A 21,010-nucleotide genomic window follows, 5' to 3' on the forward strand; every position below is an offset into this window, starting at 1 on the left:
TTATCTCTCAAAATATCGACTATGAACCCAATTGAATATCGGAGTGACAGGAAGCTTAGTATCGACGAATTTGCCGACGTATTGAAACGCACCTCTCTGGGCGCAAGAAGACCTATTGAGGATCGGCGGAAACTTCAGCTGATGCTTGATCATGGCAACGTGCTGATTACTGCATGGGACAACGACAAACTTATCGGTGTGTCGCGGGCGCTTACCGATTTCTCATTCTGCTGCTATCTCTCGGACCTCGCTGTTGACGAAGCCTATCAAAGACAGGGCATCGGTAAACGACTCATTGAAGAAACTCATCGCGTAGCTGGCCACGATACAACGCTCATCCTATTGGCCGCACCAGCAGCCAAAGACTACTATCCCCATATCGGGATGGAACGCTTTACCGACTGCTTTCGAATTCAACGAAAGACAGTTTGAGATTCCGGATCGCAGACAATAAAAGGCCTGTGTTGTCCATCGCCCAGGGTTCTCCCGTCACAAAGAAAACACTCTCAATCATACAAGAACACTATGTCATCATTTCCACAAACATCGAACAACACCATCACCCGGCTACCGAAGCGGGGCGAATATGACCGCGATGCAATTTATGCCATCCTCGACGAGGCCCTGGTGTGTACCGTTGCCTTCGTGCGTGACAATCTTCCCGTTCAAATACCAACTGGATTTTGCCGTATGGGTGACAAACTTTATATCCATGGATCCGTGGGTAGCGGTTACATGCGCGCATTGGCTGAACATTCTGTGAACGTTTGCCTGAGCGTAACTCACGTCGATGGACTAGTGCTGGCACGCTCTGCTTTTCATCACTCTATGAACTACAGGTCGGCGGTGATATTTGGGAAGACCTCGCGTGTTACCGATGAAGATGAGTTGTACAAGGCGCTGGAGGCGTTTACTAATAAGGTCCAGCCGGGCAGATGGGACGATGTCCGTCAACCGGATAAGGGGGAATGGAAAGCCACCATGGTGTTATCGATCAGCATCGATGATGCTTCAGGAAAGGTGCGGACAGGCCCTCCCAAAGACGACGAAGAAGATTACAGCCTTGATACCTGGGCAGGAGTTGTGCCTCTTAAGTTGCAACGCCAGACGCCGATACCGGATGAATTACTTAAGAATGGTGTTGAGCTTCCTCAATATCTGAAGTGATCACTATTAGGAGGTTTCGTTTATCAATTATATCAAAGATGATCTGATTACCTATCGGCCAATTGCGCATAAGGTTTGCGACGAGTTATTCGTTAATCAACATTAACTATGAAAACAAAGACTGTCAATGAGCTATAATATCCTGCAACACCTTGAGTTTAACGCCTGGGCTAATGGCGCGCTGGCCGACGTCATGCAACAGGTAAGTGACGAACAGTTTTACCGTGAAAACAAAGGAAGCTTTCCGTCGATCGGCAAGACCGCCCTGCACATCTTGGGCGCTCAATACATCTGGTACCGTCGTATGCGCGGGGAAAGTGTGAAGCAGGCGCCAATGGTTGCCGATCCCCCATCGAAACCTGAAATCTTATCAGGACTTGTAAGCTCTTCAAAAGATTTCATTTCATTCGTCAACTCCATAAATCCAACGCTTTTATCAAGTCGTTATCACTACACAAACCTCCGTGGCGAGCCATTTGATGACACGTACGAAGAAACTTTGTTTCATGTTGTTAATCATGGAACATATCACCGTGGACAGCTCGTTCATATGCTGCGTGAAGTCGGAGTCACCACTTTACCGGGTACAGACCTTATCCACTATTTACGCAGGCAACGCAAGTGAATTATGAAAATTGAACACGTTGCTGTATGGACACCCGACCTTGAAAGGCTTCGCTACTTCTACGAGAGGTACTTCGCGGCTTCCGCTGGTGAGAAATATATGAATGTGAAAAAGGGATTTCAATCCTACTTTCTCAATTTCGACGATGGCGCCAGATTAGAAATAATGCAGATGCCCGGCATTCAGGGATCGCCCAATTCTGCCGATGTACAGTGCATGGGTTTGATACACCTGGCAATCAGTGTTGGCTCTGTTGAGAACGTCGACCTCCTGACGGAAAGGCTCAGAACCGACAACTATAACGTTGTCGGCAATCCGCGTTGGACCGGCGACGGTTATTATGAAAGCGTTGTTCTCGATCCCGATGGCAATCGCATAGAAATCACGATTTGATTATTTACCTTCGCTCCGATGCATCAGCATCAAAATCAAAACAGAATGAAAAAACAAACGCGCAGAACCTTTGTTGCAAGTGCAGTCACGCTAGGTGCCGGTGCTGCAGCATCCGCTATGCCTTCTATGAAAAAGAAAAAGAAAGTACTCGTTCATCACGTGTTCTTCTGGTTGAAGAATCCGAATTCGAAAGAGGATCTGGCAAAGCTGTTAGCCGGCTTACAGACTTTGAGAAAAATCGAAACGATCAAAGAGATCCATATCGGTGTTCCTGCATCCACTGAGAAACGCGATGTGGTTGATAACAGCTATCACGCATCGGAGCTGATGTTCTTCGATGATCTCGCTGGTCAGAAAACTTATCAGGACCATCCTATCCACCAGAAGTTCATTGCCGATTGCTCAATGCTTTGGGACAAGGTTGTCGTCTACGACTCGATTGATGCTGAGGGCTGATGTTTGCTGGAAAGCTGAACCCGTAATGCTTGCTTTAGAGGATCGGTTATTGAGACCATTGTCCAATCGACTAATTATCCTACGCGAGGTTTCATTCGGTTCCGCTACCAATCAATCGTTAGCGGCGAAAACTTTTTTTTAATAATCTGTTGATGCTGGCTTCAACTTTGCTGATCTTCGTGCCGAAGACTCCTCAAGACCTGTAGCTTGATACAACACATCTCGAAAGAGATTAGGTATAGATAGTAAAAGCGCCCCGCCCGGCTAAAACCGCGGCGGGGCGGTTTCATTTTTAACGGTTTGTAACAAACTAACAGTTGTTACACGAAAGGAAAATCAACATGACTCAACATCGTAAGACACTCTTCGACAAGATCTGGGATGCCCACATCGTGAAGAGTGCCGAGGGTTACCCGGACGCCCTGTACATTGATCGCCATTTCATTCATGAGGTGACCAGCCCCCAGGCATTCGACGGCCTTCGTAAGCGTGGTATAGGCGTATTCAATACAGCCAGGACAACGGCCACTGCCGACCACAACGTCCCCACTATTGATCAACACCTGCCGATCCGTGAAGCTTTGTCGCGGCACCAGGTGGAGACCCTTAGAAAGAACTGCAAAGAGTTTGGTGTGGATCTTTACGACCTTGGACATCCGTACCAGGGCATCGTACACATCATTGGCCCTGAACTTGGACTCACGCTTCCTGGAATGACCATCGTTTGTGGCGACAGCCACACGTCAACCCATGGAGCATTTGGGAACATCGCCTTCGGGATCGGAACAAGTGAAGTTGAGCAGGTGCTGGCTACGCAATGCATTCTGCAGTACCGGCCCAAGACCATGCTTATTGAAATCAATGGCAAGCTGGGCAGAGGCGTTGTCGCTAAAGACATCATCCTCTACATCATTTCAAAGCTTTCGGCAAGCGGCGCAACCGGCTACTTCGTAGAGTACGCGGGCGAAGCTATCCGCAGCCTCTCGATGGAAGCGCGCATGACCATATGCAACATGAGCATCGAGATGGGTGCCCGCGGCGGACTGATCGCACCCGATGAAACAACTTTCAACTATATCAAGGGAAGAAAATTTGCTCCGCAGGGAGAAAACTATGAACGCCTGGTAGAACAGTGGCGTCAATTGAAGTCAGATGATGGCGCCCATTACGACGAAGTGATTCGCTATGACGCAGCAGACATCGGACCGATGATTACCTACGGCACAAACCCAGGAATGGGCATCAAAGTAACAGGAAAGATTCCTTCGTTGTCTGAGATGAAGAGCGAAAGCGAGCAAACTTCATTCTCAAAGTCACTTGAATACATGGGCCTCGAACCGGGCTCTGAAATACTAGGCAAAGCCGTAGACTACGTTTTCATTGGCAGCTGTACGAATGCGCGCATTGAAGACCTTCGTCTTGTTGCTGACATCGTGAAAGGAAAGCAGAAGGCTTCCAACGTCGAGGTATGGGTAGTACCCGGATCCAAGCAGGTGGAAACGCAAGCTCGTGAAGAAGGTCTGGATAAGATCTTTGAAGCAGCAGGCTTCCAGCTTCGTCAACCAGGCTGCTCAGCTTGTCTTGGCATGAACGAAGACAAGATCCCTGCCGGCAAGTATTGCATCAGTACATCGAACCGGAATTTCGAGGGAAGGCAAGGACCTAAGTCCAGAACATTCCTCGCCAGTCCCCTGAGCGCAGCAGCTGCTGCTATCACCGGGAAGGTTACAGACATAAGAGAGTTGGTACACGATTGATAACAATTGGTGAATTAACGCGATGAGCAAAGACAAGATCACAACATTGAAGAGCACGGCAGTACCCCTGCCGATTGAGAATATTGATACCGATCAGATCATCCCTGCGCGCTTTCTGAAAGCAACGACGCGTGAAGGGTTTGGTGAAAATCTGTTCCGCGACTGGCGATACAACTCGGACAATACTCCGAAAGACTTCGTCCTGAACAGTTCAGTTTATAAAGGAACGGTCCTGGTTGCCGGAAAGAATTTCGGCTGCGGATCAAGCCGCGAGCATGCCGCATGGGCAATACACGACTACGGATTCCAGGTCGTGATCTCAAGCTTTTTCGCCGACATCTTCAAGAACAACGCGCTGAACAATGCCGTGCTTCCGCTCACGGTGACTGAAGCGTTCCTGAAAAAGATATTCCAGGCAATTGAAAAGAATCCGAACACTGTTATTCAGGTGGATCTGCCTAATCAGAAAGTTACTTTAGAAGATGGTTCTTCTGAATCATTCGACATTAACGCTTATAAGAAGACCTGTCTGATGAACGGCTACGACGACATCGACTACCTCCTGAGCTTACGCGACGAAATAAAACACTTTGAATTAGTTCACTGATACTGGATGAAAAAGAACATTACCATACTGCCCGGCGACGGCATTGGAAAAGAAGTTACTGCGAGCGGAAAGAAAGTGCTCGAACAGGTGGCCGAGTGTTTCGGACATGAGTTTATTTTCGACTACGCTTCAATCGGACATGATGCCATTGAGGCCACGGGCAATCCTTTGCCTGATGAGACGCTGACTAAGCTCAGAAAGAGCGACGCCATTCTGTTTGGCGCAGTGGGTCATCCTAAGTACGATAACGACCCGAGCGCTAAAGTAAGGCCAGAGCAGGGGCTGTTGAAGATGCGCAAGGAACTCGGCTTGTATGCAAACCTTCGTCCCATCAAATTATTTGATGAATTGTTGGGTGCATCGAGCATTCGGCCCGAGATTCTTAAAGGTGCTGATATTCTCTTCTTCCGCGAACTCACAGGAGATGTATACTTCGGAGAGCGCGGCCGGAAAGAAAACAACAATACGGCATATGACACGATGATCTATTCCCGCTATGAGGTAGAACGCATCGCGCACAAGGCTTTCAAGGCAGCACAGACTCGCAACAAGAAGCTGACTTCTGTAGATAAGGCCAATGTACTTGAGAGCTCACGTCTGTGGAGAGAAGTTGTTCAGGAAATCGCGAAGCAGTACCCTGACGTTACTGTGGAGCATATGTTTGTCGACGCTGCAGCCATGAAGCTCATTCAAAGCCCTAAGAGCTTTGATGTTGTGGTGACGGGAAATCTCTTTGGTGATATTCTTACTGATGAAGCTTCTCAGATCGCAGGTTCGATGGGAATGCTGGCGTCTGCCTCTGTTGGTGACAAAGTTGGATTGTATGAACCTATTCACGGCAGTGCCCATGACATCACCGGTAAAGGCATAGCCAATCCGTTGGCATCTATCCTGTCGGCAGCGCTGCTGCTTGATATTTCGTTCGGACTCAAGGAAGAAGCGGATGCAGTGATCAAGGCGGTAGAGCAGTCGTTGAAAGACGGCTATCGCACCCGCGATATTGCTGATGCGACCACACCGCTCGAGAAAGTCCTCGGCACAGAGGTGATGGGCAATATCGTCTGTAACAATATTCGCATGATGAGCCCTGCATCAATTGAAAAGAATGCCTGACGCCATCACCAATCATACTAAAAGACGAAGTCTCCAATCAACAAATCAACTAATCAACAGATCAACAAATAATCTGCATGAGCAACAAGATTGAAATTTTCGACACCACCCTGCGCGACGGAGAACAAGTGCCAGGATGCCAGTTATCCACCGACGAAAAGGTAATTGTTGCCCGCAAGCTAGAGGAGCTCGGAGTAGACGTTATCGAAGCGGGTTTCCCGATCTCCAGCCCTGGTGATTTTCTGTCAGTAGTTGAGATATCAAAAGCGGTCAACGTAGGTGTATGCGCACTTACCCGTGCCCGTAAGGAAGATATTGATGTAGCGGGCGAAGCGCTTCATCATGCAAAACGCGGCCGCATACATACCGGTATAGGCTCGTCAGACGTCCATATCAAACATAAGTTCAACAGCACGCGTGAAAAGATCATGGAGCAGGGCGTATGGGCAGTGTCCTATGCTAAAGCCAAAGGCTGTGAAGTGGAGTTCTTCGCAGAAGATGCGGGTCGCGCTGATCTTGCCTTCCTGGCTCAGCTGGTGGAAGCCGTAATTGCCGCAGGTGCCGACGTAGTAAACATTCCTGATACAACAGGTTATTGTCTGCCTCATCTCTATGGCAAGCGCATTGCCTATTTGTTTGAGCATGTTAAGAACATTCATAAGGCAACCATCTCTGTGCATTGCCACAACGATCTCGGACTTGCAACTGCTAACACAATTGCTGGCCTTATGAACGGCGCGCGTCAGGCTGAAGTAACCATCAACGGTATCGGTGAGCGTGCTGGAAATACATCGCTGGAAGAAGTAGCAATGATCCTTCAGGTTCACAAAGACCTTGGCCTGTATACCGACATCAAGTCACCCATGCTTTACGATGTAAGCACGCTGGTATCCACGATGATGCGCATGCCGGTTCAGCCGAACAAAGCGATCGTTGGTGCCAACGCGTTTGCTCACTCTTCAGGTATTCACCAGGACGGCTTCCTGAAGAACGCAGAGAACTACGAGATCATTAACCCGGCCGACGTGGGTGTACCTTGTTCATCCATCATTCTTACCGCTCGCAGCGGTCGCGCTGCTTTGAAGCACCGTCTGGAGTTACTCGGTTACCAGCCCAACAAGCTGGAGCTTGATCAACTGTATGAGAACTTCCTCATCGTTGCCGACGAAAAGAAAAACGTTGTCGACGAAGACCTCATTCAACTGGTAGCCAACACGCCTATTCTGATCAACAAATAAGCAGAGAACAGCTCACACCAACATAGAGGTGCCTTGTAAGTTAACAAGGCACCTTTTTTATTTCCCGTTGCCTTCTTCATAATACACTTCCAATAAGGACCATCCATTGTTCACACATATTGCTAAGCGGGTCTTTTTGAGCCTGTACCTTAACCCAGGTAAACCCTAACTTTTGGCAATTGACATCGATAGCGGGACTTTTCCTCGAATCAGCTCATTGTCAGTAGTGTGCATTTTTCTAACTTCCGCCTCCAAACCGGCAATCCATGCTTCAATATTTTTTGCGGACGGCATTTGCGATTCTTCTGGCCTTCAGCGGCACTTCTATCCTTGCCCAGGAAGTAGGACTGGAGTTATATAGTCTCAGGCACCAGCTGGAAACAGATCCCGCCTCGGCCATGGCAAAGGTGAAGAAGATGGGATTTAAGGATGTCGAGCTTTCAGGAAATTATGGAATGGAGTTTCCGCAGCTGATCAAGCTGATCGCGGAGAATGAGCTTAATGTGATAAGCTACGGCGCGGATTTTCAGCGATTAAGAGACTTCCCCCAGCGCGTTGCTGATGAGGCGCGCTCTTACGGTGCACGCTTTGTTGTTTGCTTCTGGATACCGCACAGTAATGACACATTCAAAATTGCTGATGCCGACGAAGCTGCCTTTGTGTTTAACAACGCCGGTAAAGTAATGGCACGCAATGGCCTGATGCTGGTCTACCATCCTCACGGCTATGAATTCGGTAAACATGGCGACGGCACAATATTCGATCAGCTTGTTCAAAAGCTCGATGTAAGAGTGGTACAAATGCAAATGGATGTGTTCTGGATAAAGCAGGCCGGGCAGGATCCTGTTGCATTATTGAAGAAATATCACAACCGGTGGATTTCAATGCACCTGAAAGACCGAAAGCCTGGCACCCCAAACTCAAGCAATGGTAAAGCTGACGATGAGACGAATGTGGTATTAGGCCAGGGCGATGTTGGAATAGCCGACCTGATGAAGGAAGTGAAACGCCTTGGGATTCAGCACGTGTTCATTGAGGATGAATCGTCGCGCTCTGAAGAGCAGATTCCCAAAAGTCTGGAGTTTCTGAAGTCGCTGGAGCAATAGGCGATCAGTTGTGGCAGAACAATCTGCTAGAAAAAGCTATCGGGTTTTAAACCTGGCTTCCTGTTCGCAGTCTAACGGCGAAAATCCTTTACTGTCAACATTAAAGAAAATGAAATGAAAACGACCATTCTCGTCTTTTTAGCCGCCATTGCAATTGCGTTTCAGGCGAACGCCCAGGCCAGCCAGCAAATGAAAAACAGCACGCCAGAAGAACGCGCGCAAAAGATTACTGATTGGATGAAAACGAATCTGCAGTTGTCTGACGAGCAGGCAACCACCGTTCATGCGATCAACATAAAGTACGCGAATGAAAATGAGGCACTGAAAGACTCAGGGTCAGGGCGTCGGGACAAGTACAAGAAGTACAAAGACACTCAGGCCGCAAAGGACCAGGAATTGAAGGGCGCCCTTACTCCGGAACAGTTTAATACTTATCTGAGCAAGAAGAAGGAGCTTCAGGAGAAGATGCGTGAAGAGGTTAAGGAACGCAAAAATTGATAAGAGCGATTGAATCAGTAATCGTTACTGGCCTCAAATTTCTCCCTGCCAATCGATGTGCTTCCAATGTGAATACTATCCTGTCAGAGTTTTGCTGAAGGTGCAGTGATCAACGGTTGCTTTTTTCCGACTGCATCAACGCCGTATGTATAATCTCCGCGGGGTAGCCATTGTATTCAAGGATCCGGATCGCATTGCCATGCTTTAGCTTCCCCTTCTTAAGGATATAATCGAAGGACAATCCGTCGCGATCCAGGGTTTCGGAGAAGTGATACATGTCATATCCTTCCTCCAGCAATGAGGTTAGCTCCGAGTCATGAGTTGCTGCAACAGCAATGTTTTTCTTGTTCAGGTATTTCAGTACGGCATATGCCGCAGCTATCCTTTCCGTTGTATTTGTGCCCCTGTAAATTTCATCCAGAAGAAAGAGGCACTCACCCTCATTTTCGCTTCTCTTAACAAGCTCCTGAATGCTAAGAACTTCCTCCATGTAGTAGCTCTTCACCTCTATGAGATCATCGGCAATGTTCATTACGGCAAAGAGCTTATGATAGGATGATAAGAAGGAGGAGGCGAACGCGGTATTTATAGTATGAGCGCAAAGGACGTTGATGGCGACGGTTCGTATAAATGCACTTTTACCGGACATATTTGAACCAGTTATTAATAGCGAACGGTCCTCAAGACTCCAGGAGTTTCGCCTGCACTTCGCGATCAGCGGATGGAACATGCCCTCTGCGTCTATTGCACCTTTTGCTGCAGTTACACGGGTAGGAATGCATGACGAAGTCGATTGCCTCACCGACAATACAGAAATACATCCATCGATAAATCCAACATACTCAAACAGGATACGAACATCTTCCTTCCTGTTTGCAAGCTTCTTTATTACACTGAAGAAAAGAATAGGCTCAATAAAAAACAGGATCTTGACGTACTCACGTATCACCCAGGAGAGTTCAGTCGCATCAGAACCACTGCCCGGAGTACCACCCAATATGGTCCATGATTTGGCAACCTCGCGGACTGACTTCAACGCTGCGGCTACCTTGTCGTTCCTTTTGTAAGGAAAAGACAGCGGCTGTAATTCAGATGTTGCTGCCGTCAGAAGAACCAGTTGGTCCATAGCAAGATTGTACTGCTGAATAAAGGCCTTGTAGTAATAATGAAGCAGCGTGTTAATGCCGAGCATTATTATCAAAGGCACGAATAGAGCAGACTGAAACAAAGTACCAATGAAGATTACCACACTCAGAACGGACTGGAGCTTGAGAAGCGGCAGCACTCCGGGAGGCCTGGGATTGGGATTAAAAAACAAAGCGCACAACCCATAAGCATTTTCATGCTGCAGTCGCGTCAACGCCATTTGAGCAGTCAGTTTCTTTTGCTCATTCGCAGCAGCAAAAGCAATCGTGCTTTCAAATTCAGCGACATCTTCGTTTGGGCCGTAAGATGCAAGCCTGCTAAACAGCCACTGCTGGCCTACACGCGAAACTGTCCTGTCCAGGAAACAAAACAGTTCTGAAAAATCCAGTGCCGAAATAGTCTTGTCAGACAATACGTGCACGCCAGGATCGAATTCTTTGCGCGCGTGATATCTTGCAACCTGATAAACGTTCAAAGGAGCATCTTTTATTCTGCCCCACTCTGCTCTCAGTTTTTCGAGCGCGTTCTTCCTTCTGGATCCAAACATAAGTTCATTATACGGAGAAATAGAACAATTGTCGTTTCGGTAAAGCCGGCCGCAGACAATAAGTCACAGAATTTCCCGAATAATTACAACACAAACAGGCGGTCTTGATATCGAATGCATTGTTCCGGGGAGATGCCACAGTATCGCATTACCCTGGTGCCTGCGTGCCGTGAGTTCTTCCTTGCCGGGAACGACCGTAGTATAGATCACTCTTCAACTACGTCCATGAATACTCTGAAACCAACAGAGGCATCTGGTCGGTTATAATGCTTTACACTCCTGATTGTTGACTCCTCAGGAACATCGTTCCAGCTACCGCCACAGGCCACACCCGATTTATCGATCATTTCCGCCACGTTACCAACAACATCATAAAGGCGGTGCTGCTATTGCTCACGATTTGCTATCACGCGCTAAAAGGAACCCGCGTGAATCCCATTGATATGCTAAAATATGAATAAGGGAACGCAGGGTGAAATCACTCGAGCTCTTCAAAGTCGATGTCCAGAACCTCGTAATTCTTCCAGCCAATGAAGTCATAATGCCACCACTCGGAACTGTTCACTTTAAAGCCATGCTTTTCCATGGCATTAATAAGAAGCGTACGATTCTTTCTGGCTTCAGGATCTGCTACAGGAGTGGATGGCCAGGCCGCTTTTTGAAATGAATCGTAACCGGTAGGCATCTTTAACTCCTCCCCTGTCTTTAGGTTGATGACGGTGAGGTCCAGCGCACAACCGCGGTTATGCCGGGAACCACGATAAGGTGAAGCAACATAAGTGGTATCATGATACACTTCGTAAAACCTAACGGTAGCCTTATACGGCCGATATCCATCAAATATTTTGATTCCCAGACCCTGCTTTTTCAGATCGGCCTGGATCTTCATGAGCGCTTCTGCTACAGGCTTTCTCGCATATGCGCGGGCAAGGTTATAGATCTTCTCGCCCGTGAAATTGTTGGTAGTCGCATAACGAATGTCGAGTACAAGTCCGGGGACAAACTTCTCAAGATTGATCAGTTCCTTGTCAGGGTTACTTTTTACACTCGCCAGGTAGCCATCCTTCGTTGTTGCCTTAAGGCCGTACTTGTATTGTGCATGGATACAATTGGAAATCATAACGAGGCTGACAACAAGGAATATTTTTCTCATAAGGTCGATATGGCTATAGATCAATATGCCTGCTTAACGCAGGGCTCAGTTCTTGTTTTTTGTATCAATGATGATCGTTACAGGGCCGTCGTTCAGGAGGTTCACTTTCATATCAGCACCAAACTCTCCGGTCTGCACAGTCTTGCCCAGTTCCTGCGATACCACTTTCACAAACGACTCATACAACGGTATAGCTGTTTCGGGCCGTGCTGCCTTGATATACGAAGGCCGGTTGCCCTTCTTTGTGCTGGCGTGTAAAGTAAACTGGCTAACAACTATCACATCGCCACCTTCATCTTTCACACTTACATTCATTACACCAGCCTCATCGTTGAAGATCCGCAGATTGACAACCTTCGTGGCAAGCCAGCTAACATCTTCGCCATTGTCTGCTTCCTCGATGCCTAACAGGACCAGCAGTCCCTTGCCAATAGAACTTTTTACAATTCCTTCTATAGTGACCGACGCGTTCGTCACGCGTTGTATTACTGCAATCATCTATTTCTGTTGTTTAGAATGAATGTCGGACATAACACGGCGAATGTTTCTGCCATCACATCAAAAGGCCTGCAGTTCACCCGACTCATGAATGTGCTTCCCCGATTTGTCCTGTAACGCATAGTGAAGCATAGCCCGGGCTACGCTGCCCGCGTCGATGCCTTTATATTTTTTGGGAATGAGAAGGCCAAAAATTTTGTAGAAGACTTTTGCTGCATCCTCGCCTGTACGTTTCTCTTCACGATGCCCCAGCAACAATGATGGTCTGAAAATGTGCAAGGAGCGATAACCTGCCTGTGAAATTGCATCCTCCACTTCACCCTTTACGCGGTTGTAAAAGATCGATGACGACTTATCTGCACCCAATGCAGATACCAGCATGTATTGGCTCGCACCGTTGTCCCGAAGTGATTTTGCCATCACCGTCGGGAAGACAAAGTCTACCTTTCTGAAATTCTCCTTCGAACCGGCGACGGCGATGGTTGTACCCAGACAGCAGAAAACGTCATCGACACGAACGTCTGCATAGCTTGCAACGTCCGCCATATCCGCCGTCAATTGTATTAGCCTGGTATGTTCAGGAAGAGGCTTCCTGGTGATCGCGTAGACTTTACTATATCTGTCTGCTGACAACAAAAGTGGAAGGAGCTGACTTCCAATAAGGCCACTTGCTCCAGCTACAAACGCTGTCTTCATAGTGGCCGGGCGCGTGAGGACTCCCAGGCCTGAAACTTCTCAATTTCGGTTCCTAACGAATTATACACCCACACCAACACAGCAAAGTCATCCGTGAGGCCAGCAATCGGAATCATATCCGGAACGAGGTCCAGAGGATTCACAAAATAGATCACAGCGGCAAGAACCACTAACATGGTTCTCCATGGCACCTCGCGATACTCACCCACGGCATATGCCCTGGCAAGTCGCCCCAGCGTGAAGAGCTGAAGTTTTAACTGCTCGCGCTGTACGCCGCTCCAGTTTACGTCCCGCATCTTAGTACCAAATCGGGTAACCAGCATCAGCATTCTGCCACTCTTTCCGGCCAGCCGCGCAGCCTGGGCCAACGCCATCTCAAAAAACCTGTTCTTCATATCGTATCGGTTTAATGCAAAACACGAACCATATCTAAAAATAAGCATTTTGACAGTCGCCTGTCAGAAAGTTTGCTGGATCTCTTTCTTGAGCTCGCTTAACGCATGATTCAACGGGTCTACCTGCTTGTTGATGGATTTCTCGAAAATCCGCTTCGACAGATCGAGGCTTGTAGCCTCAGGAAGCATTTCCCCGGCCGCCTCATTGATGGAAACAATGAGGTCCTCCTTTGCATTCTTTATGAGGTTCCACGCGTTCTCGCTGATATAAACCTGTTGAGAAACGTTGTGATTGTATTCGTTCCGTATCTCAGAAAGCAACAGCTGATGAAACTCTCTGGCCGGCATACTGCTCACATTGAGTCGTACCAGCAGGTTCTGCGGCGACATCCTCTCCAGGAACAATACCATTCGCTCGTATGCCTGCAATCTGTTTGGAAGAAGGGTTTCAATACTCTTACCGCGCACCTCAAGGCGCTTTAATTCCACCTCTTTCATGATAAAGCTTCTCACCATCAGATAGGCTGCATACAGCACGATGGTGGCAGGAACCAGGATTTTTACAAACTCGACCAGTGCGTCCATAGAATTTATTTACGGGCAATTTTGTTTGAAATTTAGATAATTTTAAACGCAAAATACGAGCGCCTGTATGTTTGATGACATCGTGCCCATTACCATATCTGATCGCGCCGCTGCAGAGATTCAAAACATCATGACGACAAAAAATATCCCGGCAGGATATGGACTTCGGGTGGGTGTGAAGGGTGGCGGATGCGGTGTATCACTTTTGATAGGCTTTGACAAACAGAAGGAAGCCGATCGGATGTATCAGGTGAAGGGAATCGAGGTCTTTGTCGACCGAAAGCACGCGATGTATGTAATCGGCAAAGAGATCGACTTCGTTGAAAACGAGGAAGCACGGGGCTTCATGTTCGTGGATCAACCGTCTAAGCCGGCTATTAACGCGAATTGAAAGGCTTAACGCGACTTGAACAGGCTGATCGTTGCCTTCTTCGCCTTGCCTCCAATAGGTGGATTTACCTTGGATATTTTAAGACTTACGCTTAGGGCAGCAGGTAATTCTGAAAGTACATCATTGACGATCTTTTCTGCCACCGTTTCAAGGAGTTTTGATGGCTTGTCCATCTCATCCTTAACGATGCGAAAGAGCACTTCATAGTTCACCGTTCCGGCGAGCTCATCGGTATAGGCAGCCTCGGAGAAGTCTGTTTCGACGGCGATGTCCACCTCGAACCAATTACCCGACACCCTCTCGTGTGGATAGAGACCATGGAAGGCATGGAACTCAAGTCCCTCCAGTTCGACTTTGCCGATCATCCGATCTCGTCAAAGAATGACTTCTGAACTTTCTTCGGTTGTGGCTCTGCGGCCGGGTTACGCTCTTCGAGAATGACCTCGCGCTCACGCTGCTTCAATACAGGTTCTGGTATATGAGTCGGCTGATCATGCATGGATGCACTGAACACACGCTTGGCCTCACGACGGGCCAGGGCAAGGTGCTTATCTGGATCAAAATCCTTTGACAAGGCCCGGGCGCGATCAACGCGCTCGATCGCTTCGGTAGCGAGGTGCTTGAAATGGGCCAGCATATCGATGCGGGCTGCTTCCAAACTCTTATAGCTATCGATCATCTGCTTCAGGCGATCTTCCATTTCGTCGAGGATTTCGCGGGCAGTCATCTCTGCTTCTTCGATGGTGTCTTTAGCTCTGGTTTTTGCTTCCTGAGATATCAACTCAGCCTGTATCTGTGATTCACGAAGATGAAGGTCCGCTGCTGTACGAGCCTGCTCTATTACGTTTGCTCCTGTGTCTTCAGCCGTTTTCAAAGTCTTATACAAAGTACCCTCTACTTCGCGCAACTTGGTCACTTCGCGTTCGGTGGCTTCAAGCTTTATGCGGAGTTCTTTGTTTTCGTCGATGATACGTTCCCACTCCTGGGACAGCGTAAGCAGGAAAGCATTTACCTCCTCCTTTTCATAACCTCTGAAGTTCTTCTCAAAGGTCTTTTGACGTATGTCCAATGGCGTGATTCTCATAGCAAATCGTTTTCAAAATTAATGTTCCACACTGATATCGTGCGATCGTCGCTGGCACTCAGCAGTTGTTGATGAAATGAAGTCCAGAGCACTTTGTTGACTGACGTTCCGTGACCCGCGTGACGGGCCCTGTCTATAACCTTCAGCAACCTCATCTCATCCGTTCCCCACACTTTCACGGACCTATCCATGCTACAAGTTACGAAATGTTTACCATCCGGACTAAGATCGAGATGATTTATAGCGTACAGGTGAGCGATCACTTCCTGCTGAAGGCCATATTTCGATTGCACATTCCAGGCTTTAAGACGGGCATCTCTGGATCCACTGAACAACCTTGTACCCGCCGCGTCGTACCGAAGAGTAAAGACCGAATTTTGATGCGCCCTCCACTCCCGGATCAATGACAAATCATCGGCCGAATAAACGCGAATGAAATGATCACTATAACCAACGGCAACCTCGCCTGTATGCGCATTCACAGCAATGGTGCGAGCGCTCTTCTGTGATAGCAATTGCTTCGTCCCTACAATTGTCAGTGAGCGGCAATCCACTTTGATCAGGGTACCATCACCGGTCGCTATGAACAGATACTGCCCCAGTGATTGAATATCGAATATCGCTGCACCAGTCAACTGCAGTGAGCCAACTTCCTTTCGCTCCTCCCAATCTAACAGATGAATGCCATCATAATTGTGTCCGGCGATCAACAAATTGCTGGGCTGATGAAAATGCAAAGCATAGATCGAATTTGAGAGGCGGGCAACGAGATGACCGCTCTCGGGTTGTTCAAGGTCCCACATAGCAACCATTCCATCGCCCGCTGCCGAGAACACGACGTTTAATTTTGATGAAGGCTGAAGTGCGTACACACTCTGGTTATGTCCAGTGAGCGTATGCAGCTTATCCACTTGTACTTTCAACACTACCCGCTTAAGTTTCCGAAAGTTCTTACTTTCGCTCAGCTTATTCGTTATGCCGCTTGAAAAAATTGTTATAGAGGAAGATCGTGCGTGGGCGTTGTGGCGCGTAACCGAAGATGAGGAATCTCTTCGTCATAAGTTGCCTGAGGTGGAAGCGTTCCCGGAGAACATCGCTCATGCTTCCAAACGCATAGAATGGCTTGCAGGCCGGGTACTTCTCATGACGTTATTTGAGGCGTTATCTCTGCCATTCAAAGGGATCACCAAGAATGACTTTGGCAAGCCTTTTCCAACTGACTCCGATCATCATCTGTCGTTAAGCCATTCGTTTCCTTTCGTGGCTGCCATTGTTGATAAAAACGGGCCTGCAGGAATTGACCTGGAGCAGCCTAAAGTGAAGCTGTTCAAAGTAGCACATCGTATCTTTCACAAAAGGGAATTGAAGGATGCAGGAAATGACCTCATCAAGCACTGCGTTTATTGGTGTGCTAAAGAGACGCTTGTGAAGATATATGGTAAGAAAGACCTGACTTTTGCCGAGCACCTCCTCATCGACCCCTTTCAACTCGGTGAAGAGGGTGATATTCGCGGCAGAATCATTGTTGGTGGTATCGAATCCGTCATACCTTTGCATTACGAGGTGTACCCGGGTTTTGTACTGGTCTTTAACCGCTCAGTCAATTTATGAATTTAAAGCTTCTTTTCATTGTCGTGCTAAGCCTTGCCGGCGGTACTTTATCCGCACAGCAGGTGAGCAACTTCTCCCTCAACAATGTGCTCAATGGGAAACCCGTTTCGCTCGAAACCTATCCGTCATGTTCGGGAGTTGCAATCATATTTACGAGCAACACGTGTGCATTCGATGAGTATTACCGTGGCCGGATCGCTAAGCTTTCAAATGAGTATAGTGATCGTGTTCCGGTATTGTTGGTGAATTCCGGCATCGAGCCTGGCGACAGTGAAGAGGCAATGGCAAAAAAGGCGGCGCAATTAAATCTGAAAGTACCGTACCTGAGCGACAAGGACCAGACTCTTATGAAGCAACTCGGTGCAAGCAAAACACCGCAGGTATTTCTCCTGAAGAATTCTTCCGGAGTATTTTCAGTGGTTTACAAAGGAGCCCTCGACGACAACGCACAGGTTGAAGCGGACGTTCGTCATGCCTATCTCAAGGATGCGATCGACATACTACTCACCAATCAGAGCATCCAGACACCTGAAGTACGGCCCATGGGTTGTTCTATCAAAAAGAAACCATAATTGGTTCGATCATGAACCATAACTGATACCAGGAAATAACCGGTACTTAGCCTATCAGCTTCCGGTCGCTGATCAGAATGATCGCGACAATTACCACCAGGGCTACAAAGTTGAAGATGAACATGCGCTTGTGTTTAGCATTGTCATCAGTCATTCGCTTTGAGGTGGATCTTGCCAGGGTGATCAGGACTACGGCTACAAGCATTCCAAAAATATGCTCAACACTCCAGTAGCGGGTAATCTTGTCGCTCATAGTGGTTCCATCAAACTTTACAAATGGGCTGACAAAGTATAGGATCAGACCTACCAGCAATTGGGTATGCGTCGCTATAAACAAAAAGAGACTGAGCTTATTGTCCGTAGGTGTGAATGGCTTGCGATTTAACCAACCCATCAGGGAGGTGACGATCACAATGAGCAATCCGAGAAGCACTAAATAGCGAAGGCCTGAGTGGGTATGAAGAAGTCCTTGATACATGGGTGTTAGATGGTTAGATCTGCAGTAAGTGATTTTGAAAATCAGTGGCGAAAGGTAACAACAAAATCCCGAAGGGTCCGATAAATTTGGAATGATCCGGATGGGGACCGATGTTTACGCTCTCATTTTGATTTTGAGTCGGTTTGAACCAACTAATCTAACTAACCAGAATATGAAAAAAGCACTTGTCATTGTTTTGCTGGCATCAGGCTTTGGTGCCACGGCGCAGTCACTAACATTAAAGTGGAAGACTCCACCGAATATTCCCGTTCCGGAATCAGTGGCATTTGAGCCTAAGGGGAATGTCCTTTATGTGGCCTGTATCAACGGAAAGCCTGAAGAAAAGGACGGAAACGGTACCATTGCCAAGGTCGGTGTTGACGGGAAGATCGTAGCCGTAGATTGGGCGACAGGTCTCGACGCACCCAAAGGAATGGGTATTTACAATGGGAACCTCTACGTTGCCGACATCACTCAGGTGAGAACAATTTCCCTGGCAACCGGAAAGATCACCAGCTCTCTTGAAATAGAAGGCGCTCAGTTCCTTAACGATATCACAGTAGACAAAAAAGGAAATGTTTATGTCTCTGATACCCAGACCGGAAAGATTCACCTGGTAAAAGGTGGAAAAGCAGAGGTGTACTTTGAAAGCCCTGAACTGAATGGGGTGAACGGCTTACTTGCGCTTGACAACGGTCTGTATATTGTAAGTTTTGCAACGGGTAACAGCTATAAACTTGGCGCAGACAAGAAACTCACTCCTTTCACTAAAGTAGTGGAAGGTGCCGACGGCATCGTGGCAGTTGGTAAAGACGAATACCTCGTGTCCAACTGGCACGGAGAAGTGTACTATGTCGACGCAAAAGGTGCCAGGAAGCTCGTGGATACAAAAGATAAGGTTAATGCTGCGGACATCGAGTACGACGCCAAAACAAAGACCCTCTATATCCCTACGTTCTTCGCCAACAGCGTTGACGCCTATACATTTTCAAAGTAATTGATGGAAAGGCTGCGTAACGGCACTGCTGTACGCAGCCTCTCTTTTTGACCATGAGCAAACACCTTCTACGCGCCTTGCCGGAACTTGTAGCGGCGGGAATTATAGACAACGAAACAGCCGAACGCATCAGACTCCATTATGAACAGAAAGATGGAGCCTCTTCCAATCGCCTGTTCATTGTCTTCGGTATTCTGGGTGCTTTGCTCGTTGGCCTGGGAATCGTCCTGATCCTTGCCCACAACTGGGACGATCTTTCACGAATAACCAAAGTTGTGATTGGTTTGATTCCATTGCTCGTCGGTCAGGTGCTCACTGGCTGGCTTATTCTGAAACCTATCGAAGACCGCGCGTGGCGGGAGGGAGTTGGTGCATTCCTGTTCTGTGCCATAGGTGTAAGCATTGCCATCGTAAGCCAGGCCTATAACATGGGAGGCAGCCTTGCAGATTTTCTGCTCACGTGGACGGTATTAAGTGTACCTATCATATACGTTCTCGGTTCGGGAATTGTAGTCATGCTTTGCCTCGGAGGAGCAACATGGTACGCGTGTGAGTTGAGTTACTTTAGCTATCTGGGAACTGATGCCGCTCCAATGTATTGGGTGCTTCTCGCTACTATAGTCCCTTATTATTATCGCGCCTTTTTGCTTCCTCAACGAAAGAACAATTTTTATGTGCTGATCTCATGGATGTTTGTGATCTCGCTGTCGATTTGCCTCGCAACGGTTGCTGAGAACACCGGAAGGCTTTTCATGATTGCCTACATGAGCATGTATAGCCTGTTTGTAATGGCGGGCGAATCAGACATGTTTAAAACAGGTCGTGTCCTATCTAACAGTTTTTTGGTGGTGGGTAGCCTGGGCGTTATTTCCATTCTTCTAATAGCAAGCTTTACTGATTTCTGGGAGTGGGAAAGTACACCCGACGGAACTGCTTATAAACTTATTGGCATGGCTGTGATAGCCGGAGTGGCGTTGCTTGCTGTTGTTGTTCTGTTCAGGCAATTTCAGTCGAAAGGTTGGGGCGGAATGAACACAAAAGCTTTCTCGTTCCTGTTTTTCATTGCTATTTACTTCATTGCTGTACAGACGCCGTTGGCAGGTGCCTGGCTGATCAATTTCTGCGTATTGGCGCTCGCCATTTATACGATCAGGTCTGGTGCCAGACAAAATCATCTGGGCATTCTCAATTATGGATTGCTCATTATCACCGCACTCATTGTGTGCCGCTTCTTTGATACAGATCTAAGCTTTGTCTTGAGAGGACTTCTCTTTATCGTCGTAGGCATTGGATTCTTCGCAGCTAACTATTACATGATCAAACAAAGGAGGGCACGGTCATGAGAGGGTTAATTGTCGGTCTGTTTATCGTGATGTGCATTGCTCAGCTCGCGGTTCCCGGGAAAATGATTTGGGACCGTGAAAACATCGTTAGCAGCGGTACACCTTACAAATTTCGCACGCAACCAATAGATCCCTCTGATCCTTTCCGCGGGAAATACATTACGCTTAATTTTCTTGCTGACTACGGTTACGACACAGGAGAATGGTCGTCAGGCGAGAGCGTGAACGTGGTGTTTGAAACGGACTCTGCCGGTTATGCTAAGGTGAATCGCTTGACGCGGGACGAGCCCGATGGTCCTTACCTGCGAACCACGATCTACTACATTGACAGCGATTCCATTGTACACTTCACTATCCCATTCGACAGGTTCTACATGGAGGAATCGAAAGCATTGCCTGCGGAGCAGTACTACAATCAATCGACCCGCGACTCTGCGTCTGTTTGCTACGGCCTCGTAAGGATCGGGCGCGGGCAAGCGGTTATCACCGACGTATTTATCAATGAACGTTCGATCGTTGATCTCGTCAGAGGGGCGAATGATGGCAATTGACTC

The 21,010-nt window shown here is 47.9% G+C and carries 28 protein-coding genes; 17 read left to right on the forward strand and 11 right to left on the reverse strand.

From position 1 onward, the window contains the following. Positions 1-21: 21 nt before the first annotated feature. The 11 genes from WBG78_RS11790 to WBG78_RS11840 all read left to right on the forward strand — a co-directional run bounded on the left by WBG78_RS11790 (position 22) and on the right by WBG78_RS11840 (position 8,960). Positions 22-432 carry a GNAT family N-acetyltransferase gene (locus WBG78_RS11790; protein ID WP_337326629.1) on the forward strand — a complete coding sequence of 137 codons (411 nt, stop codon included), beginning with the start codon at positions 22-24 and terminating at the stop codon, positions 430-432. A gap of 93 nt (positions 433-525) precedes the next feature. Continuing rightward, positions 526-1,167, forward strand: a complete 642-nt coding sequence (locus tag WBG78_RS11795; RefSeq protein ID WP_337326630.1) for a pyridoxamine 5'-phosphate oxidase family protein — start codon at positions 526-528, stop codon at positions 1,165-1,167. A 127-nt stretch (positions 1,168-1,294) separates the two neighbouring features. Then, the gene (locus WBG78_RS11800) at positions 1,295-1,792 is read left to right on the forward strand and encodes a DinB family protein (protein ID WP_337326631.1); all 498 of its coding nucleotides are present in this window, start codon (positions 1,295-1,297) and stop codon (positions 1,790-1,792) included. 3 nt (positions 1,793-1,795) lie between these two features. After that, positions 1,796-2,185 (forward strand): VOC family protein, encoded by a 390-nt coding sequence (locus WBG78_RS11805; protein ID WP_337326632.1) that lies wholly within the window; start codon positions 1,796-1,798, stop codon positions 2,183-2,185. A gap of 45 nt (positions 2,186-2,230) precedes the next feature. Continuing rightward, positions 2,231-2,641, forward strand: a complete 411-nt coding sequence (locus WBG78_RS11810) for a Dabb family protein (protein WP_337326633.1) — start codon at positions 2,231-2,233, stop codon at positions 2,639-2,641. Positions 2,642-2,982: 341 nt separating this feature from the next. Next, entirely contained in the window at positions 2,983-4,398 is a 1,416-nt protein-coding gene (leuC, locus tag WBG78_RS11815) for a 3-isopropylmalate dehydratase large subunit (protein ID WP_337326634.1), read from the forward strand. A gap of 22 nt (positions 4,399-4,420) precedes the next feature. Beyond that, positions 4,421-5,005 carry a 3-isopropylmalate dehydratase small subunit gene (leuD, locus tag WBG78_RS11820; protein ID WP_337326635.1) on the forward strand — a complete coding sequence of 195 codons (585 nt, stop codon included), beginning with the start codon at positions 4,421-4,423 and terminating at the stop codon, positions 5,003-5,005. A gap of 6 nt (positions 5,006-5,011) precedes the next feature. Then, a complete protein-coding gene (gene leuB, locus WBG78_RS11825; RefSeq protein WP_337326636.1) occupies positions 5,012-6,118 on the forward strand; it encodes a 3-isopropylmalate dehydrogenase in 1,107 nt (368 codons plus the stop codon). A 77-nt stretch (positions 6,119-6,195) separates the two neighbouring features. Further along, on the forward strand, positions 6,196-7,356 hold the full coding sequence (locus WBG78_RS11830) for a 2-isopropylmalate synthase (protein WP_337326637.1): 1,161 nt from the start codon (positions 6,196-6,198) through the stop codon (positions 7,354-7,356). Between the two features lie 266 nt (positions 7,357-7,622). After that, the gene (locus WBG78_RS11835) at positions 7,623-8,462 is read left to right on the forward strand and encodes a sugar phosphate isomerase/epimerase family protein (RefSeq protein WP_337326638.1); all 840 of its coding nucleotides are present in this window, start codon (positions 7,623-7,625) and stop codon (positions 8,460-8,462) included. A gap of 114 nt (positions 8,463-8,576) precedes the next feature. Next, positions 8,577-8,960 (forward strand): hypothetical protein, encoded by a 384-nt coding sequence (locus WBG78_RS11840; protein WP_337326639.1) that lies wholly within the window; start codon positions 8,577-8,579, stop codon positions 8,958-8,960. 109 nt (positions 8,961-9,069) lie between these two features. Here the strand turns inward: WBG78_RS11840 and WBG78_RS11845 are convergent, their stop codons facing one another. From WBG78_RS11845 to WBG78_RS11875, 7 genes are all read right to left on the reverse strand, one after another. Continuing rightward, on the reverse strand, positions 9,070-10,653 hold the full coding sequence (locus WBG78_RS11845) for a MutS-related protein (RefSeq protein WP_337326640.1): 1,584 nt from the start codon (positions 10,651-10,653) through the stop codon (positions 9,070-9,072). A gap of 206 nt (positions 10,654-10,859) precedes the next feature. Next, positions 10,860-11,000: a hypothetical protein gene (locus WBG78_RS11850; protein ID WP_337326641.1), complete on the reverse strand. Its 141-nt coding sequence runs from the start codon at positions 10,998-11,000 to the stop codon at positions 10,860-10,862. Positions 11,001-11,131: 131 nt separating this feature from the next. Then, complete coding sequence (locus WBG78_RS11855; RefSeq protein WP_337326642.1) at positions 11,132-11,806, reverse strand: M15 family metallopeptidase; 675 nt, start codon at positions 11,804-11,806, stop codon at positions 11,132-11,134. Between the two features lie 45 nt (positions 11,807-11,851). Beyond that, positions 11,852-12,304: a D-aminoacyl-tRNA deacylase gene (gene dtd / locus WBG78_RS11860; RefSeq protein ID WP_337326643.1), complete on the reverse strand. Its 453-nt coding sequence runs from the start codon at positions 12,302-12,304 to the stop codon at positions 11,852-11,854. 60 nt (positions 12,305-12,364) lie between these two features. Beyond that, positions 12,365-13,000, reverse strand: a complete 636-nt coding sequence (locus WBG78_RS11865) for an oxidoreductase (protein WP_337326644.1) — start codon at positions 12,998-13,000, stop codon at positions 12,365-12,367. Next, positions 12,997-13,395: a YkvA family protein gene (locus WBG78_RS11870; protein WP_337326645.1), complete on the reverse strand. Its 399-nt coding sequence runs from the start codon at positions 13,393-13,395 to the stop codon at positions 12,997-12,999. The genes WBG78_RS11865 and WBG78_RS11870 overlap by 4 nt, the downstream gene beginning before the upstream one ends. A 63-nt stretch (positions 13,396-13,458) precedes the next feature. Then, positions 13,459-13,980 carry a DUF7935 family protein gene (locus tag WBG78_RS11875; RefSeq protein ID WP_337326646.1) on the reverse strand — a complete coding sequence of 174 codons (522 nt, stop codon included), beginning with the start codon at positions 13,978-13,980 and terminating at the stop codon, positions 13,459-13,461. A 67-nt stretch (positions 13,981-14,047) separates the two neighbouring features. Here WBG78_RS11875 and WBG78_RS11880 point away from each other — a divergent pair, with 67 nt between their 5' ends. Then, complete coding sequence (locus WBG78_RS11880) at positions 14,048-14,371, forward strand: HesB/IscA family protein (protein WP_337326647.1); 324 nt, start codon at positions 14,048-14,050, stop codon at positions 14,369-14,371. Between the two features lie 5 nt (positions 14,372-14,376). On the opposite strand, the gene folB is transcribed toward WBG78_RS11880, so the two are convergent. From folB to WBG78_RS11895, 3 genes are read right to left on the reverse strand one after another with little or no spacing between them, the layout of a single operon-like run. Further along, positions 14,377-14,736 carry a dihydroneopterin aldolase gene (gene folB / locus WBG78_RS11885; RefSeq protein WP_337326648.1) on the reverse strand — a complete coding sequence of 120 codons (360 nt, stop codon included), beginning with the start codon at positions 14,734-14,736 and terminating at the stop codon, positions 14,377-14,379. After that, on the reverse strand, positions 14,733-15,455 hold the full coding sequence (locus tag WBG78_RS11890; RefSeq protein WP_337326649.1) for a DivIVA domain-containing protein: 723 nt from the start codon (positions 15,453-15,455) through the stop codon (positions 14,733-14,735). Before WBG78_RS11890 ends, folB begins: the two co-directional genes overlap by 4 nt. Next, positions 15,452-16,381: a WD40 repeat domain-containing protein gene (locus tag WBG78_RS11895; protein ID WP_337326650.1), complete on the reverse strand. Its 930-nt coding sequence runs from the start codon at positions 16,379-16,381 to the stop codon at positions 15,452-15,454. The genes WBG78_RS11890 and WBG78_RS11895 overlap by 4 nt, the downstream gene beginning before the upstream one ends. Before the next feature lie 49 nt (positions 16,382-16,430). On the opposite strand from WBG78_RS11895, the gene WBG78_RS11900 reads away from it, so the two are divergent. Continuing rightward, positions 16,431-17,066, forward strand: coding sequence for a 4'-phosphopantetheinyl transferase family protein (locus tag WBG78_RS11900; protein WP_337326651.1), 636 nt, complete (start codon positions 16,431-16,433; stop codon positions 17,064-17,066). Next, complete coding sequence (locus tag WBG78_RS11905) at positions 17,063-17,638, forward strand: redoxin domain-containing protein (RefSeq protein WP_337326652.1); 576 nt, start codon at positions 17,063-17,065, stop codon at positions 17,636-17,638. Before WBG78_RS11900 ends, WBG78_RS11905 begins: the two co-directional genes overlap by 4 nt. 46 nt (positions 17,639-17,684) lie before the next feature. Here WBG78_RS11905 and WBG78_RS11910 read toward each other — a convergent pair whose 3' ends face one another. Further along, positions 17,685-18,116: a cytochrome B gene (locus WBG78_RS11910; protein ID WP_337326653.1), complete on the reverse strand. Its 432-nt coding sequence runs from the start codon at positions 18,114-18,116 to the stop codon at positions 17,685-17,687. A gap of 172 nt (positions 18,117-18,288) precedes the next feature. Here WBG78_RS11910 and WBG78_RS11915 point away from each other — a divergent pair, with 172 nt between their 5' ends. Genes WBG78_RS11915 through WBG78_RS11925 form a run of 3 tightly spaced genes read left to right on the forward strand, consistent with a single transcriptional unit; the run spans position 18,289 to position 21,007 of the window. Continuing rightward, complete coding sequence (locus WBG78_RS11915) at positions 18,289-19,113, forward strand: SMP-30/gluconolactonase/LRE family protein (RefSeq protein WP_337326654.1); 825 nt, start codon at positions 18,289-18,291, stop codon at positions 19,111-19,113. A gap of 53 nt (positions 19,114-19,166) precedes the next feature. Beyond that, a complete protein-coding gene (locus WBG78_RS11920) occupies positions 19,167-20,456 on the forward strand; it encodes a DUF2157 domain-containing protein (protein WP_337326655.1) in 1,290 nt (429 codons plus the stop codon). Further along, positions 20,453-21,007 (forward strand): GDYXXLXY domain-containing protein, encoded by a 555-nt coding sequence (locus tag WBG78_RS11925; protein WP_337326656.1) that lies wholly within the window; start codon positions 20,453-20,455, stop codon positions 21,005-21,007. The genes WBG78_RS11920 and WBG78_RS11925 overlap by 4 nt, the downstream gene beginning before the upstream one ends. Positions 21,008-21,010 lie beyond the last annotated feature (3 nt).

The organism is Chryseolinea sp. T2, assembly GCF_037203685.1.
GTDB lineage: Bacteria > Bacteroidota > Bacteroidia > Cytophagales > Cyclobacteriaceae > Chryseolinea.

What these genes read in the sequence shown, in the direction of transcription:
- WBG78_RS11875 (WP_337326646.1), bottom strand. Translation starts at nt 13,980, where the DNA reads ATGGACGCACTGGTCGAGTTTGTAAAAATCCTGGTTCCTGCCACCATC.
- WBG78_RS11915 (WP_337326654.1), top strand. Translation starts at nt 18,289, where the DNA reads ATGAAAAAAGCACTTGTCATTGTTTTGCTGGCATCAGGCTTTGGTGCC.
- WBG78_RS11810 (WP_337326633.1), top strand. Translation starts at nt 2,231, where the DNA reads ATGAAAAAACAAACGCGCAGAACCTTTGTTGCAAGTGCAGTCACGCTA.
- WBG78_RS11840 (WP_337326639.1), top strand. Translation starts at nt 8,577, where the DNA reads ATGAAAACGACCATTCTCGTCTTTTTAGCCGCCATTGCAATTGCGTTT.
- WBG78_RS11850 (WP_337326641.1), bottom strand. Translation starts at nt 11,000, where the DNA reads ATGATCGATAAATCGGGTGTGGCCTGTGGCGGTAGCTGGAACGATGTT.
- WBG78_RS11845 (WP_337326640.1), bottom strand. Translation starts at nt 10,653, where the DNA reads ATGTTTGGATCCAGAAGGAAGAACGCGCTCGAAAAACTGAGAGCAGAG.
- leuC (WP_337326634.1), top strand. Translation starts at nt 2,983, where the DNA reads ATGACTCAACATCGTAAGACACTCTTCGACAAGATCTGGGATGCCCAC.
- WBG78_RS11880 (WP_337326647.1), top strand. Translation starts at nt 14,048, where the DNA reads ATGTTTGATGACATCGTGCCCATTACCATATCTGATCGCGCCGCTGCA.
- WBG78_RS11925 (WP_337326656.1), top strand. Translation starts at nt 20,453, where the DNA reads ATGAGAGGGTTAATTGTCGGTCTGTTTATCGTGATGTGCATTGCTCAG.
- dtd (WP_337326643.1), bottom strand. Translation starts at nt 12,304, where the DNA reads ATGATTGCAGTAATACAACGCGTGACGAACGCGTCGGTCACTATAGAA.
- folB (WP_337326648.1), bottom strand. Translation starts at nt 14,736, where the DNA reads ATGATCGGCAAAGTCGAACTGGAGGGACTTGAGTTCCATGCCTTCCAT.
- WBG78_RS11805 (WP_337326632.1), top strand. Translation starts at nt 1,796, where the DNA reads ATGAAAATTGAACACGTTGCTGTATGGACACCCGACCTTGAAAGGCTT.
- WBG78_RS11800 (WP_337326631.1), top strand. Translation starts at nt 1,295, where the DNA reads ATGAGCTATAATATCCTGCAACACCTTGAGTTTAACGCCTGGGCTAAT.
- leuB (WP_337326636.1), top strand. Translation starts at nt 5,012, where the DNA reads ATGAAAAAGAACATTACCATACTGCCCGGCGACGGCATTGGAAAAGAA.
- WBG78_RS11795 (WP_337326630.1), top strand. Translation starts at nt 526, where the DNA reads ATGTCATCATTTCCACAAACATCGAACAACACCATCACCCGGCTACCG.
- WBG78_RS11830 (WP_337326637.1), top strand. Translation starts at nt 6,196, where the DNA reads ATGAGCAACAAGATTGAAATTTTCGACACCACCCTGCGCGACGGAGAA.
- WBG78_RS11905 (WP_337326652.1), top strand. Translation starts at nt 17,063, where the DNA reads ATGAATTTAAAGCTTCTTTTCATTGTCGTGCTAAGCCTTGCCGGCGGT.
- WBG78_RS11890 (WP_337326649.1), bottom strand. Translation starts at nt 15,455, where the DNA reads ATGAGAATCACGCCATTGGACATACGTCAAAAGACCTTTGAGAAGAAC.
- WBG78_RS11835 (WP_337326638.1), top strand. Translation starts at nt 7,623, where the DNA reads ATGCTTCAATATTTTTTGCGGACGGCATTTGCGATTCTTCTGGCCTTC.
- WBG78_RS11900 (WP_337326651.1), top strand. Translation starts at nt 16,431, where the DNA reads ATGCCGCTTGAAAAAATTGTTATAGAGGAAGATCGTGCGTGGGCGTTG.
- leuD (WP_337326635.1), top strand. Translation starts at nt 4,421, where the DNA reads ATGAGCAAAGACAAGATCACAACATTGAAGAGCACGGCAGTACCCCTG.
- WBG78_RS11855 (WP_337326642.1), bottom strand. Translation starts at nt 11,806, where the DNA reads ATGAGAAAAATATTCCTTGTTGTCAGCCTCGTTATGATTTCCAATTGT.
- WBG78_RS11920 (WP_337326655.1), top strand. Translation starts at nt 19,167, where the DNA reads ATGAGCAAACACCTTCTACGCGCCTTGCCGGAACTTGTAGCGGCGGGA.
- WBG78_RS11790 (WP_337326629.1), top strand. Translation starts at nt 22, where the DNA reads ATGAACCCAATTGAATATCGGAGTGACAGGAAGCTTAGTATCGACGAA.
- WBG78_RS11910 (WP_337326653.1), bottom strand. Translation starts at nt 18,116, where the DNA reads ATGTATCAAGGACTTCTTCATACCCACTCAGGCCTTCGCTATTTAGTG.
- WBG78_RS11865 (WP_337326644.1), bottom strand. Translation starts at nt 13,000, where the DNA reads ATGAAGACAGCGTTTGTAGCTGGAGCAAGTGGCCTTATTGGAAGTCAG.
- WBG78_RS11870 (WP_337326645.1), bottom strand. Translation starts at nt 13,395, where the DNA reads ATGAAGAACAGGTTTTTTGAGATGGCGTTGGCCCAGGCTGCGCGGCTG.